Annotated in this window: 15 protein-coding genes; 11 read left to right on the forward strand and 4 right to left on the reverse strand. The window is 37.2% G+C overall.

Annotated elements, in window-relative coordinates; all coding sequences use genetic code 11:
- Positions 1-119: 119 nt before the first annotated feature.
- The 4 genes from MHH60_RS20350 to MHH60_RS20360 form a co-directional block, all read right to left on the reverse strand.
- A complete protein-coding gene (locus MHH60_RS20350; protein ID WP_076136681.1) occupies positions 120-395 on the reverse strand; it encodes a hypothetical protein in 276 nt (91 codons plus the stop codon).
- A 170-nt stretch (positions 396-565) separates the two neighbouring features.
- Positions 566-808: a hypothetical protein gene (locus MHH60_RS20355; RefSeq protein WP_076136683.1), complete on the reverse strand. Its 243-nt coding sequence runs from the start codon at positions 806-808 to the stop codon at positions 566-568.
- A 483-nt stretch (positions 809-1,291) separates the two neighbouring features.
- Positions 1,292-1,468: a DUF6979 family protein gene (locus tag MHH60_RS33330; RefSeq protein WP_440941445.1), complete on the reverse strand. Its 177-nt coding sequence runs from the start codon at positions 1,466-1,468 to the stop codon at positions 1,292-1,294.
- Positions 1,416-1,694 carry a DUF6979 family protein gene (locus MHH60_RS20360; protein ID WP_076136685.1) on the reverse strand — a complete coding sequence of 93 codons (279 nt, stop codon included), beginning with the start codon at positions 1,692-1,694 and terminating at the stop codon, positions 1,416-1,418. The genes MHH60_RS33330 and MHH60_RS20360 overlap by 53 nt, the downstream gene beginning before the upstream one ends.
- Before the next feature lie 229 nt (positions 1,695-1,923).
- Between MHH60_RS20360 and MHH60_RS20365 the strand changes: the two genes are divergently transcribed.
- The 11 genes from MHH60_RS20365 (at position 1,924) to MHH60_RS20415 (ending at position 17,346) form a co-directional block, all read left to right on the forward strand.
- Positions 1,924-2,427: a VUT family protein gene (locus tag MHH60_RS20365; protein ID WP_081389067.1), complete on the forward strand. Its 504-nt coding sequence runs from the start codon at positions 1,924-1,926 to the stop codon at positions 2,425-2,427.
- A 59-nt stretch (positions 2,428-2,486) separates the two neighbouring features.
- On the forward strand, positions 2,487-4,520 hold the full coding sequence (dpdA, locus tag MHH60_RS20370) for a tRNA-guanine transglycosylase DpdA (RefSeq protein ID WP_076136687.1): 2,034 nt from the start codon (positions 2,487-2,489) through the stop codon (positions 4,518-4,520).
- Positions 4,521-4,577: 57 nt separating this feature from the next.
- Positions 4,578-5,366 carry a hypothetical protein gene (locus tag MHH60_RS20375; RefSeq protein ID WP_076136688.1) on the forward strand — a complete coding sequence of 263 codons (789 nt, stop codon included), beginning with the start codon at positions 4,578-4,580 and terminating at the stop codon, positions 5,364-5,366.
- Positions 5,367-5,510: 144 nt separating this feature from the next.
- A complete protein-coding gene (locus tag MHH60_RS20380) occupies positions 5,511-6,437 on the forward strand; it encodes a queuine tRNA-ribosyltransferase (protein ID WP_076136690.1) in 927 nt (308 codons plus the stop codon).
- On the forward strand, positions 6,409-7,173 hold the full coding sequence (locus MHH60_RS20385) for a hypothetical protein (protein ID WP_076136691.1): 765 nt from the start codon (positions 6,409-6,411) through the stop codon (positions 7,171-7,173). Before MHH60_RS20380 ends, MHH60_RS20385 begins: the two co-directional genes overlap by 29 nt.
- A complete protein-coding gene (locus MHH60_RS20390) occupies positions 7,154-10,348 on the forward strand; it encodes a hypothetical protein (RefSeq protein WP_076136693.1) in 3,195 nt (1,064 codons plus the stop codon). The genes MHH60_RS20385 and MHH60_RS20390 overlap by 20 nt, the downstream gene beginning before the upstream one ends.
- 71 nt (positions 10,349-10,419) lie before the next feature.
- Positions 10,420-11,088 (forward strand): 7-cyano-7-deazaguanine synthase QueC, encoded by a 669-nt coding sequence (gene queC / locus MHH60_RS20395; RefSeq protein WP_076136783.1) that lies wholly within the window; start codon positions 10,420-10,422, stop codon positions 11,086-11,088.
- Between the two features lie 151 nt (positions 11,089-11,239).
- The gene (locus MHH60_RS20400; RefSeq protein ID WP_179088920.1) at positions 11,240-11,524 is read left to right on the forward strand and encodes a hypothetical protein; all 285 of its coding nucleotides are present in this window, start codon (positions 11,240-11,242) and stop codon (positions 11,522-11,524) included.
- Positions 11,525-11,732: 208 nt separating this feature from the next.
- On the forward strand, positions 11,733-12,002 hold the full coding sequence (locus MHH60_RS20405; protein WP_076136697.1) for a helix-turn-helix domain-containing protein: 270 nt from the start codon (positions 11,733-11,735) through the stop codon (positions 12,000-12,002).
- A gap of 189 nt (positions 12,003-12,191) precedes the next feature.
- Positions 12,192-15,056 carry a hypothetical protein gene (locus tag MHH60_RS20410; RefSeq protein WP_076136699.1) on the forward strand — a complete coding sequence of 955 codons (2,865 nt, stop codon included), beginning with the start codon at positions 12,192-12,194 and terminating at the stop codon, positions 15,054-15,056.
- Position 15,057: 1 nt separating this feature from the next.
- Positions 15,058-17,346 carry a UvrD-helicase domain-containing protein gene (locus MHH60_RS20415; protein WP_256715168.1) on the forward strand — a complete coding sequence of 763 codons (2,289 nt, stop codon included), beginning with the start codon at positions 15,058-15,060 and terminating at the stop codon, positions 17,344-17,346.
- The last annotated feature ends 66 nt before the right edge of the window (positions 17,347-17,412 follow it).

The following is a 17,412-nucleotide window of genomic DNA, read 5'->3' on the forward strand; positions in this document are numbered from 1 at the left end:
TCTGGCTCTTTCATTGGTTTAGCCTCTCGCGAGGACTACCTATCAAGCATAGGTATCAGGAATATAATATATACTTATTTAGCGATGCTTTGCTAAGATAGCAACGAATAAAATCGCCCTTACTCTTTTGGTGCTGTAAGATCATCAACCCAAATCCAATTCTGTTCAAAAGTTGATCCTTCATCTCCTAATAAATCAACTAATTCCTCAATCGTTTCCTTGCTCCAATCGTCATCAGTCAAAAATTCAAACTTGGAGAAGTCAATAATCTCAGTGAAGAATTTACGAGTGGCATCTTTAAAATTAATTAACTTTACGTGCCTGTTTTCATCTGAGGTTAGTTTAATCACAAGTGTGTTACTTTGCTTATCTTGCTTTAATACATCTAATTGCATTACACGATATACTCCAGTGTCTTCGGTCATGATTAATTGTTTATCGCTAAAATAGAAATCAGTTGATGTGTATGCCTCAATTGGATATCCTGGATCAGGAATATTATTCCAATTCCCATTGATACTTTGCTTCAGAGTAGGGTTTGATTTTGTACTGCTAGCTTTAGCATTTACTTTTTCTTCGGTATCTTTTTTCGATTTACCGTTGTCACATCTTTTTTCTCTAAATTACTTTCATTTTTAGTTTTGACAGCAGCGTTATCATTGTTTTCTTTTTTGTTAGTTATTGCTATTTCCTCTTGTTTATCTAAATTACTCGTTGCGCTGTTTTCTTTTACTTCACTAACGTTTGATTTGGTTTCAGTAGCTATTTCTCTTGTTACAAGATCTGCAGTTACACCAATGATATACAATAAAATAACAATGCTGACCCCATATAAAAATAAAACTCTGAAACGTATCCTTTTTCCTATGGGGCTAAAAAATCTACAAGTCGCGGATTTACTAGCCCTATAATAAGAAGATGAAACAAAGTACCACTAATAAGACTAATATTCCCGTCACATCACGCACTTGAATTATTCAAATATATGGAGTTGCAGTATCAAGTATAGACGTTTACATAAAATTGGGTCAACGGTATGCTATGACTTAATGAAGTTGAAATTATTATTGCTAAAAAATGTTTAGAATTATATAATGCAAACAAATGTTCTTTTTTTATTTGGTTAAATAAAAAGCTAATTTCCAGCACCGGTTAATCAATTGATAACTTATACTCTAGAAAAATAGAATATCTCCAGGTTAGATGTTGGTTATGATTAATAATCATCTCTTCACTCGAAGGTATTTTATCTCGTTTTGGAACAGTTCAGATGTTTTCTAATGCTGAATAATTATTTTGAAGTAACAAATGTATTAACCATGTCGTTATTCCATAAAGCCAAGACAACATCCATTTGATAATTGTGAGACTTAGGGTTTCCCTTCGTAATTTCTCGCCACAATTTAAGAGACTTATTATGAAGAAAAAGTTTCATCTTCTGATAATAAAGCAACTGCTTCAATTGCATGATTCTTATTGGTATCGTCTCTAAGGGGTTTATTAATGTGATTTTGCTTTACGCCTTTTATTAAATCAGCCTCGCACAATCCTAAAAAGGCACTGCGAGGGCATGCTTTAGGGTCGGTTGTGAAGAACTCTGTAGTCGCAATATTCCATGCTTCATCTGCAAATAAAACTTCGCCAGAAAGAATGAGTTGTGTCGCATAAATTGCTGATTTCCCATATTTATTCATTGATCTACCACCTTAAAGTAATTTAGGGCTAAATAACATGCTCTTGTTTATTATTCGACTTAATTACAAAACTTTCCTCTCTTCTAGAGATAAATTGGAAGAGCATTATGTCGAAAATTGTAGTAATATTAATCGGTGGAGGGTAGCTCGGAAGAAACATTGATGGTATACTTGGTGGTAAGAAAATATAGAGGTGATAAATATTAAATACTTTACGATTCTAATCTATTTGTTGGCGATAACTTCATCAAATGTCGTCACGGCGGGCTTATCGCCCTTTTTTATTGGTCCTTTTATTATTCCGGCCGGAACTTTTATCATTGGTGCGACATTTATATTTAGGGATTTAGTACAGAATTATGTAGGAAGACGGAACACATACTTGATTATTTTGCTTGCAATGTTCCTATCTGCTCTGACTTCGTATTTACTTGGAGATACCCTTTGGATTGTTTTTGCATCAATTATAACGTTCGCTGTTTCAGAAACTACTGATACGGAGATTTATAGTAGACTCAACTTGCCTTTACATTTAAGGGTAGCATATAGTGGTATTGTTGGGGGCATACTAGATAGTATAATTTTTGTTATTGTTGGCTTGTCTCCTTTAGGGGCCAATATTCTTCCTTGGAATGCTGTGTTCCTTGCGGTAGTGGGTCAAATTATTGTCAAAGTAGTAATACAACTTATCGCAGCAATCATTGTGAAGAAGTTTGTACCTAAAGTAATTTAATTTTTTTAAAAAAGGACGTTTACGTCCTTTTTTGATGTCAATTGAAGGATGGGGATATTTTGAGTAATCGTATTCTTGTAGTCACTTCTTGTACGGGTGAGAAGTTGCATAAACCAGATAACCAACTTGTATTAGACGATTTTAAATATATTGAAAAGCTTGTTAAGAGAGAACGTGAATTAGCTGCATATCAGGAACGAGCAGATAAAATGTATACAGGAAGTCAACATCTTGCACTGATGAAGGGTATAACTGAATATCGACAGCATGGTGGGGAAATTGATTTATGCATCATTTCTGCAGGATATGGCCTTTTGAATGAAGATGCAAGAATTGTTCCTTATGAAGTTACATTCAATACAATGGATGGACAATCTATAAAAAAATGGTCTCGCCAATTGGAAATTACACAGAAACTTCAGGAAAAAGTAGCAGATTACGATCTCATTTTCTTCTTGCTAGGTGATAAATACTTACAGGCAGTAGAATGGCCATTAAATTTAGTGAATAATGATCAACGAGCGATATTTTTTGCTGGAGGATCCAGTCGATCCAGAATATTGAATTGGAATAACTATCATGTATTAACGATTGGTGAAAGAGAAGCTAAAGAATTTAAGTTTGGATTAATAGGAATTAAGGGATACCTTTTCTCCCATTTATTGAAACGTATTAGTGAAGGTAACATAGATTCTACTTGGAACATAATAAAAAATAATCCAGAGCAGAGTAGAGAGCTTATTTTAGAGTCGCTTTCATCTACGAAACAACCTGAACTTTTTAGTGAGACATCGAATAAAAGTGGCTTGTTGCGATTTTATAATGAAATGTTCCCTGTGCCGGATAAGTTAGTGGCTATTAATTGCATTGAAGAGCCGAAATTCTTTCTTCCAGAGAACGATGACCGAGTCGATCCAAACTACGATTTTTTTAAGGATTTCTCTGAGAAAGATAGAAATCCATTAGAGAATGATGTTTATGCTCATCAGATTTTTAACCAACCTCAATTCGATGGATTGCTTGTTTCAAAAGTGAATATAGATAATGCAACAAAACAAAAAAGCGCATTGATGAAAGAAATGGGAATGCATGATTTTTATAAACTCCCAAGAGAGTATCCTATTTTAGGCGATTGTGGAGCCTTTAGTTACATTGATAAGGAAGTACCTCCATACACAACTCAGGAGATAATTGATTATTACCATAACTTAGGTTTTGATTATGGTGTTTCTATTGACCATTTGGTTATTGGGGCTTTCCAGAGAGACGAAGCAATTCGCAATCAGAGATACGATCTTACTCTGACGATGGCAGAGGAATTCATTCGTCTGTATAGAGAAAATAAGGATGCCATGGGCTACCGGTTTCATCCAATAGGTATTGTACAAGGATGGGATCCACCTTCATTCCGCAGAGCGGTAGAGCATTTGATTGAACTGGGTTATGACTATGTCGCTCTTGGTGGTTTAGCCAGAGAACAATCTGAAAAAATCTATGAAATTCTTAAAGAAATTGCGCCAATTATTCCATCACCAACTTTTCGAATGCACTTATTTGGTGTAGCCCGGGATATTAAGACAATGGAATCCTTTCACAAACTTGGCGTAACTTCGTTTGATTCGTCCTCACCATTAAGAAGAGCGTGGCTCGGTACAGGACATAACTATCATACTTTAAGTGGTAAACACTATACTGCAATTCGAATTCCTGAAGCCAAGGAAACATCGGGAAGAGTTAAAAAGATGCTGGCTCTTAATAATGAAATTGAATTCTCTGAATATAAACGACTTGAACAAGAGGCTTTATCGGCACTAAGAGAATTCGGCGCTGGTAAACGTGAGTTATCTTCGACTCTTGATGCTATTCTTGAGTATGATAAGATATTAGGCGAGAATCGCGAAATGCATGAAGACCTCTATATGGAACTCTTATCCGAACGTCCGTGGGAACAATGTCAGTGTAATATCTGTAGAGAAATTGGTATTGATGTTGTTGTATTTAGAGGGAATAATCGAAATAGACGAAGAGGGTTTCATAATACTCATGTCTATTTTAGCCAGATTCAGGAATATAAAAAACAATGGAATAGATAGTGCTCTGATATGCCTTAGTGTGGTACACTAAGGCATATTTATGTTGGAGGCTATATAGTGTTATTCACTTTCGAATTAGTAAATAAATTGAGTAGAAAAGATAGCAATACATATTTAGGTGTATTCTCTTTAGGTGTTGTTAAGTCTTGGAATTTGCCTATAGTTCATGCTGATAGAGTAAATGATGATATTATTATTGTGAATTACGAAAAATATATAGGCTCTTCAAAAAATGAAATTAAAGTCTCAGAGCCGGTATTAATCTATAAGGTGCCTATTGGTGGAAATAATGATGAATATCCTGTATTGTTTTATGAAAAGAACGAATACTTTCCAAACTATACTCTCAATCAGCTAATCAATTTTGAACCTTTCGGCCGTTTAATAGAAAAAGGCGAAAGGATTAGTAGCAACTCGACGAAATTAATGACAATAAAATCTCTCAGAGATATGATTGAAGAATTTGGAGATTATCAAATAGATCAAGAAATGTGGCCTGAATTGTCCGAAAACCTAATAGTATATGTCCATTCTTTAATAAAATGTTTTCCTGAACTTGGATATCTTCCTGTTGCTGAGCGAAAGAAATTTAGAAAAGTATCAATTGCAGATTCAACAATAGCTTGGAGTTGTTATTTAAGATATTTTATTGAGGAATGGAACGTGATACATTCTGTTATTGAAATCCCGGATCTTTTAAAAATCTATTTAAACAAAGATTGGTCAGGCAAATTTTTTGACCGTAATAATCCGGTCCTAAGTATTAATAATGGGAAATTTAAGTTTAATAATTCTCATCGTGATTTAATATATGCAATTTGGAGAGAATGGATAAGAGAAGCCTAAGGGCTTCTTTTTTTTTGAGAAAATAGGTAGCTGGGAATAAAAAAATGTGCTAAACTCAGTTTATCACGTAAGATCACGTAAGATAAGCTGGCGAAGTCTTTATCGATATCATTAGTTTCATCAATCAGAAGGAGGGGATACCATTTGGAATTTTATATGGGTTGGTCTCATAGCGACGCTTTTTTCTGTGATTATTTTGCAGATTGTCCTATTTTAATAAGCGCATTACCAGATAATAAAGGTGGTATTAGAAGGTTTAAAACTAAGCCGCAAAAGCTAATACTAGATTGTGGATCAGTCTTTTATGTTAAACAAAAAAGTCGGCCACCATTGAAAGAAATCTTCAATAATCAAATGGCATTTATAGAAGATTGCGCTCCGGAAACTTCAGTACAAATGGTTCATTTTGATGAGCCAATGTTAAATAAGTCGACGTTATCTGATCGCTACATGGCAATGGAGAGAACATTATTTAATGCATATGAATATTTGAATGTATTTCACACGAATCGTCTCTCCACTTCTGTACTTCCAATGGGAGTAATTCAAGGCTTTGATCAGGCAAGTATTGAATATTCAGCTTATGAGCTAGCTAAAATGGGATATGAAAAATTTGGAATTGGTTCATTATTGTTTAAGCATCATTTAAAACAAATTGAGATGATTAAGCATGCAGCGGATATAGTGGGATCATCGAATTTGCATGTTTTCGGTGTTACAGGAATTACGCAAATGCATGCAATGGCTGATATCGGGGTGAGTTCCTTCGATTCCACGCGACCAACGATGGCAGCAGCTTTTTTTCAGGTGTTTTACAGTAAGCCATTTCGAACGTATTTTCTCTCAGAGTCTCGAGCAAAACCTACGAGTCCAAGAATAAGTAGTCCGCTTCCTTGTGAGTGTCCAGTTTGCAAAGAGAATCCTAATAATATCTTGATTTCTCATCCACGCGAATTCATGAAGTTAAGGTCGATACACAATTACTATCATTTGTTAGAAACTTTTAAAGTTATTTATGAAGACAAGAAAAGGAGAGATATAAGTGTTATTCCAAATGAGTTACGGGCCTGAAATAGAATCTGTGTATGAGGAGATACGGAGAAATCCTGGTCAAGATTTAGTTTCAATAAAACAAAAATTTCAGTACTTTGAAACTGGAGATATTACATCTCTAATTGAATGTGCATTATCAGTTCTGCAGGATTTACAGTTTATATTTAAAGATAAAGCACATTATTTTGTTCTAAATGATCAAGCTTGGAGAAATAAAGAAGTTTTCTCTAGGTTGAGTAAAATTTTCAAACAAGATCCTGTATCAGATGAATCACTGAATTATATTTTTGCTTCACTTTTCGAGCAGCTATTTGTTAAACCGGACAGAATGTTTGTTACCAATATACACTACCAAGTAAATAGTAAATTTAATAAGACATTGGTAGGTCATGAAAAAATTAATGCATGGAAACGAATGATGGAGTGTTGGGGTTTGGGCAGACGGCTGTATTCGGGATTTTACGCTCTCCCTCAACAGACATTGATGCAAGATATTGTTTCTGGAATTGAGAAATGGGAGGGGGCACTACACCCGTTCTGCGAAAATATAATCCATCCGATTTTGCCATGTGTAACTTCAGAAGGAAGGATATTCAGAGGAGTAATATTTTGTTTGATGGCTTTACACCATGAAAATCGTATTCAGTTGAGCTATAAGCAGGATTTGCCTTACAAGTCTTATGGGCCACAAAATGAATTGAATTGGATAACAATCGAAAGGAGGACTGTTTACGATGATGCCATGTCTCAATAAAGACTCGTTAAAGCTATTGGTTGGTACTGCTGATGAACGTTATAACTATTCAGTAGAGTATTTTCGGAAAACGCATTTTCCTCAAGTAATGCACAGATACCATGGTAGCCAGCTAATTGCTGAAGTTACGGAATCAGAACTGTTTGGAGAACTGAAGGAAGTTGATTCTGATGGAAATCGAGTATATTTGATATTTGGATCCACTGGCTCAGGTAAGTCTGAACTCCTCTGTTGGTTAAAAGATAGATGGGCTCTTGAAGTCCCAGATCGTCCAGTTATTCGTATTTCTCGAAGCGAACTCAATCCTCAAGTGTTAATCAAAAAGTGTTTGGATGTATTAAACATACCTCTAGCTGTTGATCTTGATGAAAATCGGTGGGACATCTTATTAAAAAAGCCAATTACATTAATCAATCAGATGGTATGGGCAGCATTAGCAGAATCGATGGAATCAGACGAGGAAATTGTGCCGGCGGCGTTATTATTAAGACCTATCATTGAACGGAATATCATTGAGTTTACAAAGCAAGTCAAGCGAGGGCGTATAAGAAAACCACTTGAAATTCTATATCGAGAGCAGTTCGATGAATTGATAGCAAGTACAACTCTCAAGATATCCTTAGAATATCTATCATTTAGGCAAATTCTTTCACGTAAACTTGATCAATTCTTGTTTGAAGATTGGGATATTGGATCTTTATTCCGGATAATAACAAATCAGATGAAAAATAATGATTTGCGTCCATTGTTGTTGATTGATGATCTTGTTCAGTCTGTTAATATATATGCCTCTGATTTATTGGACCAACTTATTACATTAGAAGAGGGTAATTGGGATGTTGTCATCGGACTCACTCCTGGTGCTATTCGGGATTCAGACAAGGGTTTTGATCTTACAAAAAGAATCCAAAACCTTGATACTATTGATGACCGAGTAAAAAAGCTGTGGTTATCTGATGAATCGGGTAGAGAGTATTATAATTTAGATCGAAAACAAGTGATTCCATATATGACTAACTATCTCGAACAGTTGAAGAATGTTCGAGGATATACATGTTCAAGCGAATGCCAACATTATCAGAATTGTTCAATAATACTTCAACCAACATCTGAACAAGAATCTGCAACACCAGATAGGAATACAAAATTGCTTCCGTTTAACGAGCACATGATACAAAGAACGTTTGATGCTATACCTCAAGGGAAAGGAAAGCTTCGTTATATGATTTTAAATAGCAAAGAGATTATTCGCTTTTTTCTCAAGGGTAACAAAGATTATGTATCGAGAATAGTTCCCCTTATTAAAAGAGAAATGTTTGCAGATCAAAGTGACTTACTGATAAAAACATTGGCAGAATGGTATGTTTCGGAAAAAGCTAATGAAGTAACTATTTCTAAGCAATTATTAAAGAATTTTGGTTTACGGACGGACGAGGCAGTTGTCTATTTGAATTGCATTGATCATAGTTCGATTAAAGAACATTCCACAATAAAAACTGAAAGTAACGAAACAAGTGAACAATTTGATAGAGCGGTGATAAGAGATTGGATTGAAGGCAGTCCTGTCAATGAGGAACTTCTTCTACCGATTAGATTAGGAGTATCTTCTTTAATACATGATTCGGTTAAAAGCGTGAATATGTCTCGTCCATTTACGCCGCGCACGACATCAACTATTCAGAGAAACGATATTAATCGGAGAACAAGATACCCAATTACGCTAAATGGGAATGAAAAAGAAGAGGGGATTTTTGTTGAGAAAGGATTTGCTGCTCTTCAAATCGCAAATTTTCAATCACTAAAATATCCAGAAAAAATGGCTGATTTCCAAAAAATATCAAATGAATATGAGACTGCGATGTGGGTTTATCAAGCTGAAGACCTCCATTTGAAATGGCTTATTACGCTTGAACAAATATTAGATATGAAGGTCTCTACGTTTGCTTTTGGATTAAAATGTTGGGTTAAGGCATTGCAAATTTACAGCGAATCTCTTTGGGCTTCAGATGTCATTAAGTATTCTCCATTAAATCAGGAATTATCGAATTTGGCTGAACAGTGTTTTCAGGATTGGTATATGTTAAGGGATAACTTATACCAACCAACAGAAGCGAATGATTTAATGACGGATGAAGATTTTAAAGAATGGATCTTGAATTTCAACCCTGTCAAAGAACTTGAGCATTATCAGATCGGCAATGTTTCTTTGTATGTATTTTTACTCCAATTAAAAGAAAGATCACAAAACTATTATGATTTGCTAAATGGGAGTATAAAACAATCTATTCAAAATCGAATGAGTATGATTTCCTTTTTATCAGACTCTAGAATCGACATATCTGTTCAACTAGGAATGCAAATTCAGAATTTTAACCAAAAGACGAAATTTACACAAGGCGATTTTGTTTCATACACCTTATTAGAAAAAGAGTTGAAATCTCATAGACTGATTGAGCAATATGCTAAAAGTGAGTCCTTGCACAAGGAAGTAAAACAACTAGAAAAAAACTTCTATGCATTAAAAAGAGACGTTAAAATTCTCAGTTCTGAATGTGGCATAGATATGGATTTGGATTTAAATGAAGGCATTAATACTGTGGATGGAAGCACAAAATGGTCAAACTTAGAACGGGACAAAGAGGAATTAATATCCCTAGTGGACGAACTAACAAGATTAAAGAGTTGTCTTTCATTATCGCCAAGAACGTTGGTGAGACAGATTACCAAAGAAAATATAAAGATTCAAGAGCTTGTTCATGTTCAAAATTTAATGTTAAGTATGTCAGAAAACATCAATCAATTGTTTCAAAAACAATTTGTTGGATTTGAGCTGTTGCAATTGATTGACGAATGGCAATCAATTGATTTTCAACAACTAAAGATTCACATAACTAATGAAGTTCATAGAGAACAAACTAAATCTCGTATCATTCAGGTATTGAGAAACGATCTTGATTGTAACGAGATTAGTAATGTCTATCAATTGTTAGAACTAATTGATGAAAGCCCCCAAATCAGGCCGGCATTAAAACGGCATATCAAATTATTGGTGGAAAACGGACATAGCACGTTACCTCCAGTACAGTGGAGAAGATTGTTAGATGAGATTAAAGCGAACTTCCCACATTTGTTTGGAGCCATAGAGATCAAATTAGTTGTAGGTAACGAAACATAGTTTGTTTCCGATAGGACAGACCTTCTGTTATCATTAGGAAGAAGATACTGTAAAGAGAGTGGGTAATGTGTATGGAAAGAGAAATTAATAGAGAAAATAAAAAAGCCATTGTTGTATTCAGTGGTGGACAAGATAGCACAACTTGTTTGTTTTGGGCAAAACAACGTTTCAGTGAAATCGAAGTTGTAACATTTAACTACGGTCAGCGGCATTCTACGGAGCTCGAATGCTCGACGAGAATTGCGAATGATCTTTCCGTTAAGCAGCATATACTGGATATGTCTTTGCTGAATCAATTGGCTCCAAATGCTTTAACAAGATCGGATATTGAAATAAAAAGTGAAGAAGGTAAACTACCAACGACATTTGTAGATGGTCGGAATCTACTTTTTCTTTCTTTTGCAGCCATTCTTGCTAAACAGATCGGTGCGAAGCATATTATAACAGGAGTTTGTGAAACGGATTTTAGTGGCTATCCAGACTGCCGTGATGTGTTTATAAAATCTCTGAATGTAACACTAAATTTATCTATGGATTATCAATTTGTTATAGATACGCCATTAATGTGGTTAAACAAGGCACAGACATGGCAGCTGGCTGATGAGTTGGGAGCTTTCGATTATATACGCAAGAATACGTTGACTTGCTATAACGGAATTATTGCAGATGGTTGTGGTGAATGTCCTGCATGCATCCTGAGGAAACGGGGACTGGAAGAGTTTTTAGAGGGCAGATTTTAAAAAAATGAATCGCATAAGTTGAAACTTAAAAGAAATTTGATACATCTGTTATTTTGAGTTATGTTGACGATTGGTAACGGTTATGATACCATAGGAGCATATTTTGTTATCGCGCTTTGACATCTCAATATGTATGAAGGGACTGGCGGATATGAAACACATTATCCAACTGTTTCCTACTCTTATCCTCTCACAGGAAGTGTTTTCCGTTCTGGTGTCTGCTACTGCAGTTGAAAAACGAGAAATATCTGAAGCTTTTGCTTACCTTGATGCTTTTGGCTTAAACAAATCGTTTATGGGCAGAAGATGCAAGCGTAACGGAGGCAATTGGGAATTATTCGTTCGTTTCAATGCAGAGACCGCAGTAGAATTCACCTTAAAGCGAGTGGAAGAAGGACCTTATAAGTTCGAAATAACCACACCGGTCTGGAGATAAGAATAGGAGGTTACGCTCTCGAGGGGGTTAGGCAGCAACCTCCTCGATCAGCTAAACCACCATACGACATATTGATGATGAGATGAGTAGAAGTAAGTGATGTGAGACGGATTAAATCTAAAGGAAAGGGAGATGATGAATAAAGAATGAAGTATATGTACGATGTTTACTAACGATATTTGTAGTTGCTTGAAAGGAGAACAACATCATGACAACTGAACATCAGGAGAATGATTATGTTGTTCACAGTGGAGAAGAGTTGAATTTACCAAAGACCTTTCCAAAAGTAGAAATATCAAAATCAATAAAAAAAAGTTTGGAATTTAATGAGATCTCAATTCGCAAATTAGCTGAAATGACAGGGATGAAACATCCACAAATTGTACGGATAACGAGCGGTGACACAAATTATAATATTGATACGCTCATTAAAATATTGGATGTTTTAGATTTGAAATTAGTTGTATGCGAAAAATGATAACTCAATTTCTAACTGATGCTGCCATCTATATGGAGAAGACCACCCTAATTTAAGGGTGGTCTTCTTTTTGTAATGTATACGAATGTACGTTCCTCATTGACGAAATTGAACTATGGAATTAAAATATCTCTCAGGTGGTAACATAAAAGTTACCGGCGCGGTCGTGAAAAAAAAGGAGGGTCCCTAATGCATTACTTGTGTACTTACGATAATTCACGTCCTGCAGATGAGATTATACAGAGAGAACTGATTGCAGGAAGACCATATATTTATGTTACTGCGACTAAAGCAATGGCCAATGAACGGCGAGCTCTTATACCAGAACATCAGAAAAGTGAATTGGAACGGAAACCTAGTGCTTTATTCGGGGATTTCATCCGGAATGAATTACGACAAGCAAACTGGAGGTTTGCTACACGCGGAGAAGAAAAAACATTTTTGAAGCGTGCATTTAAAACAGTAGCAAGTGGCTCCCCCTTGCTACTCGACTTATTTCATAAAGATAGCGCTTCATTCTTACGTGTTTTATATGATTTATCTGTCCAAGGTATAGATCTTCGTAATATGGATCTCCCAAAAGAGAAATTGGAGCAATTAGTTAACCCACAACTTGGAGATTATTTGGTCGATATCCATAGAGCTTTTCACGATGGATTGGAGGGAGTAGGTCTTTCTTTGTTTGATGGATCTGGACGAGATTTCCTTCTGCGTCAATTTACCCCGAAACCCGTTGTCATCATGGAGGGTTTTACATTTTTGACGGAGATGCAACATCTCTTTATTCAAAATTGTATAAAGAATAAAATCGACCTGTACTTTATCGTGCCAATGCATGATCCGCAGATTAACGGGTTCGAAGTCATTCAGAACACTTATAAATTAATCCCAGATCTTATGAGGAAGCCCTTAAGCACACCGCATATAAGTGAGAGAGAAGATTTGCATCACTTACAGAAGCATCTTTTCTCTGATAATTCATCTGCTTATACGGAAAATGTTTCGAATATAACGATGCAGCGGTACCCTAATCGAGATCGAGAGATGCAAGCTTGCATCGAGCAGTTGCGTAATTGGTTTGAGGCTGGCACATTTAAACCTAATGAAGTTGCTGTTGTGATGAGAAGATCAAAGGAATTCCTTGATCGATTTCGAGATCATCTGGCGATGAATCCTTTGATATATTACCCGGAGGGTAGCGATAAACCGGTGGAGGTGACATTGTTATTTCCACCACGTTTACTGTTATTGACACCTGTCGGTAGATTCGTCCTTACATTATACCGAATTTGGGAGGATGGGCACTTACGCTTGTCAATGGAAGAAATGGAGACGGTACTCGCGTCAGGTTGGCTTGGAGCTCGCCTTCAGGATTCCACCACGCTTTTCCGAGCCGTAAAGCACCAGTTTTTTAGTAAATGTGAGACGAGGCAGCAATGGGAAGCGGTCCTAGATCGACTTGTCGAGAATTCGGGTTCCGATTATGAACGCTTGCCTTTACATTTGTTAGATCATCGTACTATCACGCGTTGGAAAGAAGTCGTGGCTTTGCTTGAGAATGTATGTGCTCGGTTGTTTGTTACAGGGCAGAAGAGAATAGCAGATCACATTCGTTTACTACAAGCGGAGTTGATCAAGTTATTGCCTAAGCGTTTACGGCGTGCTGAGCAAGAGGTTCTGGAACAGATTCAGGAAGTATTTAAGGGGTTGAGTGAGTATTATTCCATTGAAATTACTTCCGATGAGTTCGGTGAAGCACTCCATGCCATGACTCGAGGGACTACAGAGGAAAAGGATGAAGAAGAGGAGGATAATTATGATCAAGATCATATCCTGCGAGTTGTCACTCCTGAAACATTGGATGGTCTGAATAAAGCGGCAGTTATGTATGTTGCAGTTGATAGCCAGCATACCCCAGCATTGTATTCGGAACCGTGGCCATTCTACGAGGATAAACGTGAAGAGCATGTAATGAAGGAACGCTATATGTTTCTAACAGTCGTTCGTGCTGCGCAAAACTTATTATGGTTATCGTATTCTCTAAAGGACGGGGAACGCTCTTACCAGAAAAGCACATATTTAGGCGAGATTGAACGTTTGATGAATAAACAGGTCAGTGTTAGGACCATTTTAGATCAAATAGACATAACTCTGGCTAAGGTACCACCAATCTTTCCTTCTGCTCCTGCTGCCAGGAGAAGAAACTACGAATTGAATGAGCTTGCTCATTATGGCTTATGCCCACTTCGTTATCGTTTAGAATTGCTTCATCCAGAGGCGCGTGTTTACCGAAGCGCATGGCAACTTAACATTGTTGCTCAAGGAATCTGGTTGGACAAAATATATGATGAATTAGTTAAATATTCCGGAGTATGGCCGAATCCATTGAGGGTGTCTTCAGAAGATGAAAAAATTGAACAATTGTATCGATTTTTAATACAGGCTAAAGAACGAGTAAAGAATCAAGTACAAGAGACTTTTCCAACATTTGAGGCAACGACTTGGATTGCTATCGAAAGACAGGTTGAGAACCAATTAAAGTTTCATGCAAAAATACGGGGAAAGTTTACGACACGTATATTTGCTGGTAACAGGGAAGAAATTGATATTTTACTTCCGAACGATGACAACGTAATAGTATCGTTTAATGTTCCGTACTACCTAAATGCTTACAAAATAACAGTTCCTTTGATGGATTATGATTTATGCCATGAATGGCTTCTACCAGGTGAGTTGAGGAAAGAAGAAGTTCAGACCCCTAATGAGCGAAGACAATCCAAACTTATTGAGGTCGGTGGGATTAATGTATTTGAAACGCAGTACCATGCCGTTTCATGGTGGCGTAGAACTATACAAGCTCATGTCTTTGAGCAGTTTGATACTGTGAACAATGATGTTACGCGTGGATTACGGATGCATCAACAAGCATCGGAAGAACAACTGGGACAGTGGATTACATCGATTGAACAGAATCATTTCCCGAAGCATGCAGGGGAACATTGTACAACCTGCCCGGTAAGGATGGAATGTTTGGGAATTAGAGAGGAGGAGTAAGATGACTGGTAATATTTATAATATAATGGCGACAAATAAACGTGGAGGAATCGAGTTATCTGAAGAGCAGTTGTGTATTGTTGACCATGTGCTTGGTTCTGACAATATCACTGTAGTTTCCGCGGGAGCGGGCTCTGGAAAAACGCGTGTAATGGTGGCAACTGTTCTCCATTTGGTCGATACGTTCAGACAGACTACTTCCATCGATGACTTTGCGTTAATCACCTTTACTAATAAGGCTACTGATGAAATGCGGATGCGTTTGGAAGAAGGTGTTGACCACCTTGTAAGGCTCTCTGAATCTACGGGCAATGAAACTGAACGTAATTTCTGGCTTAAACAGAAGGAACGCTTATCCTCCACGTTCATCGGAACCATACACAGCTTTTGCTCTATGATGCTGAGAACCTTTGGTTATCAGGAAAATGTTCCTCATGAAAGTGAAATCCTGATTGCCAGACGACATCTACTTGCGGCATTGGACGAGACAATGAATTATGCAGTAACGGATCCAGTCATGCAAGTTTTATTTCGATCCGATCTGATTCCTTGGGCAATACATGAAATGCGTGGGAAGGTTGAAGAGTGGTATGAGCGGATTCGTGGCAACGGTAGACAGATCGAAGTGATCTATCAGGAAACTTTAAATCAACCTCACGATGAGGGCCGACCTTATCGAGTGGCTGTTGCTACTATCTTGCTTCATTTGGATCAGAACTATAGGAAGGTTAAAGATTCTTTGGGAGGACTTGACTCCAATGACTTACTCCATAAAGCCGCTTCAATGATGAAAAGCCAAGGAGATATAATTGCTCCACTTCTAGGAAGCAGATTTCAATATCTTTTTGTGGATGAATTTCAAGATACAGACCGCTTACAGAAAGCAATAGTCGATCAACTAATCAATCATCTTAAGCATGTACTTGTCGTTGGAGATCGAAAACAGGCAATTTATGGATTTCGTGGAGCAGATGATTCAATTATTAAGCAGATGGCAGATGAACATAAGGTGCCTATGCTATCTTTGAATGCATCTCGTCGGCCGACGAAACCCTTAAATGAAGCCCAGGCAGCCTTGTTTAGAAATATGGGGTCTCGTTATAGTGTCATGCAAGAAGTTCTAATAACCCCTGCGGAAGCACATGTACCTAACGATAAATTGGTTCCTTTTGAATATAATCACGTTTTCAGCAAAGACAGAACTGAGTGGGTTAAAGAATCTGTCGACAAGGTTAAGGAGTATCTGCAGGAATCCATAGATGTCCCTAGAGAGGGGGAACGCCCAGTTCAGTATAAAGACATGTGTGTCCTATTTCGTTCAAATCAACAATTGATTGAATATGAAGAGCAATTTTCAAAATTAGCACCTGAAATTCCACTTGTAACAGATATAAGTGGTGGTTTTTTTCGCAAGCGGGAAATTGTGAACTGTTATTATATGTTACAAGCAATCGTGAAATACCGGGATGATGTCTCACTGGATTTGGCGCTCGGAACACCTTTTTTACCCTTCCGAGCACCTGTCCATATCTATCGTCAGACCGATTCTGATTCGCCGTTATGCGACTGGTTAGAGCATACTCCGGAGTGTGCAGAATGGCTTAAGGGAATTCGAGATTTCCGGAGAAGGATAAAAATAGATCTGGTTCCGCACCTGCTTACACAGATGTATGAATTTACACGTATACGGGAGTATTATGCTTTACAGAATAATGCTCAGGCTATTGCAAACTTAGAAAAACTTATCATGTGGTCGAGAGAACAGATGAATGCCGAAGCACTAACGCTGCAGCAATTTTTTGAACGATTCCAGAATGCGCTTCTTACAGGTCAAACTATGGACGAGGCAGATGTAGGCGATGAGGATACTACAGGAAAGAATGCTGTTCGATTCTCGACAGTTCATGCCGCAAAAGGCCTAGAGTTTCCAATAGTCATTATTCCAGGGATTCAGCGACCTTTGTTGAATGATGACCAGCAGCCTATATTCTTCGATATAGAAGAAGATAACTGGGGTTTGGATCTATGCCTTCCAGGGCGAAAGGGGGCATCGCACCGCTATCAGGAGTGGATTGAAAAGTATAAAGCTAATCATTTAGAGGAGGAAGCACGAATATTTTATGTGGCTGTTACTCGTGCACAGCAAGTAGTTTGTTTAATTAGTGGAGGAGAGAAGTTAAAGGTAAATATCGTGGACTCCGATAAATGGTCCTGGAAGGATGAAGTCCTATCTGCTTCTTCCGAACTTTCTAGATTAGGTACAGATAGGGTTCGACTTCCTCAAATCTGATGTAAAAGCTTTTTGTAGCCTAGGTAAGAAGACACGGTTTGGTAAATTGGAAGACTATGCAAATGC

Origin of the sequence: Paenibacillus sp. FSL H7-0716 (assembly GCF_038002705.1) — a bacterium.
GTDB lineage: Bacteria > Bacillota > Bacilli > Paenibacillales > Paenibacillaceae > Paenibacillus_AQ > Paenibacillus_AQ odorifer.

Bases quoted from the DNA above. Each gene is read 5' to 3' on its own strand.
- MHH60_RS20350 (WP_076136681.1), bottom strand. From the start codon at position 395: ATGCAATTAGATGTATTAAAGCAAGATAAGCAAAGTAACACACTTGTG.
- MHH60_RS33330 (WP_440941445.1), bottom strand. From the start codon at position 1,468: ATGCAATTGAAGCAGTTGCTTTATTATCAGAAGATGAAACTTTTTCTT.
- MHH60_RS20360 (WP_076136685.1), bottom strand. From the start codon at position 1,694: ATGAATAAATATGGGAAATCAGCAATTTATGCGACACAACTCATTCTT.
- MHH60_RS20390 (WP_076136693.1), top strand. From the start codon at position 7,154: ATGATGCCATGTCTCAATAAAGACTCGTTAAAGCTATTGGTTGGTACT.
- queC (WP_076136783.1), top strand. From the start codon at position 10,420: ATGGAAAGAGAAATTAATAGAGAAAATAAAAAAGCCATTGTTGTATTC.
- MHH60_RS20400 (WP_179088920.1), top strand. From the start codon at position 11,240: ATGAAACACATTATCCAACTGTTTCCTACTCTTATCCTCTCACAGGAA.
- MHH60_RS20405 (WP_076136697.1), top strand. From the start codon at position 11,733: ATGACAACTGAACATCAGGAGAATGATTATGTTGTTCACAGTGGAGAA.
- MHH60_RS20410 (WP_076136699.1), top strand. From the start codon at position 12,192: ATGCATTACTTGTGTACTTACGATAATTCACGTCCTGCAGATGAGATT.
- MHH60_RS20415 (WP_256715168.1), top strand. From the start codon at position 15,058: ATGACTGGTAATATTTATAATATAATGGCGACAAATAAACGTGGAGGA.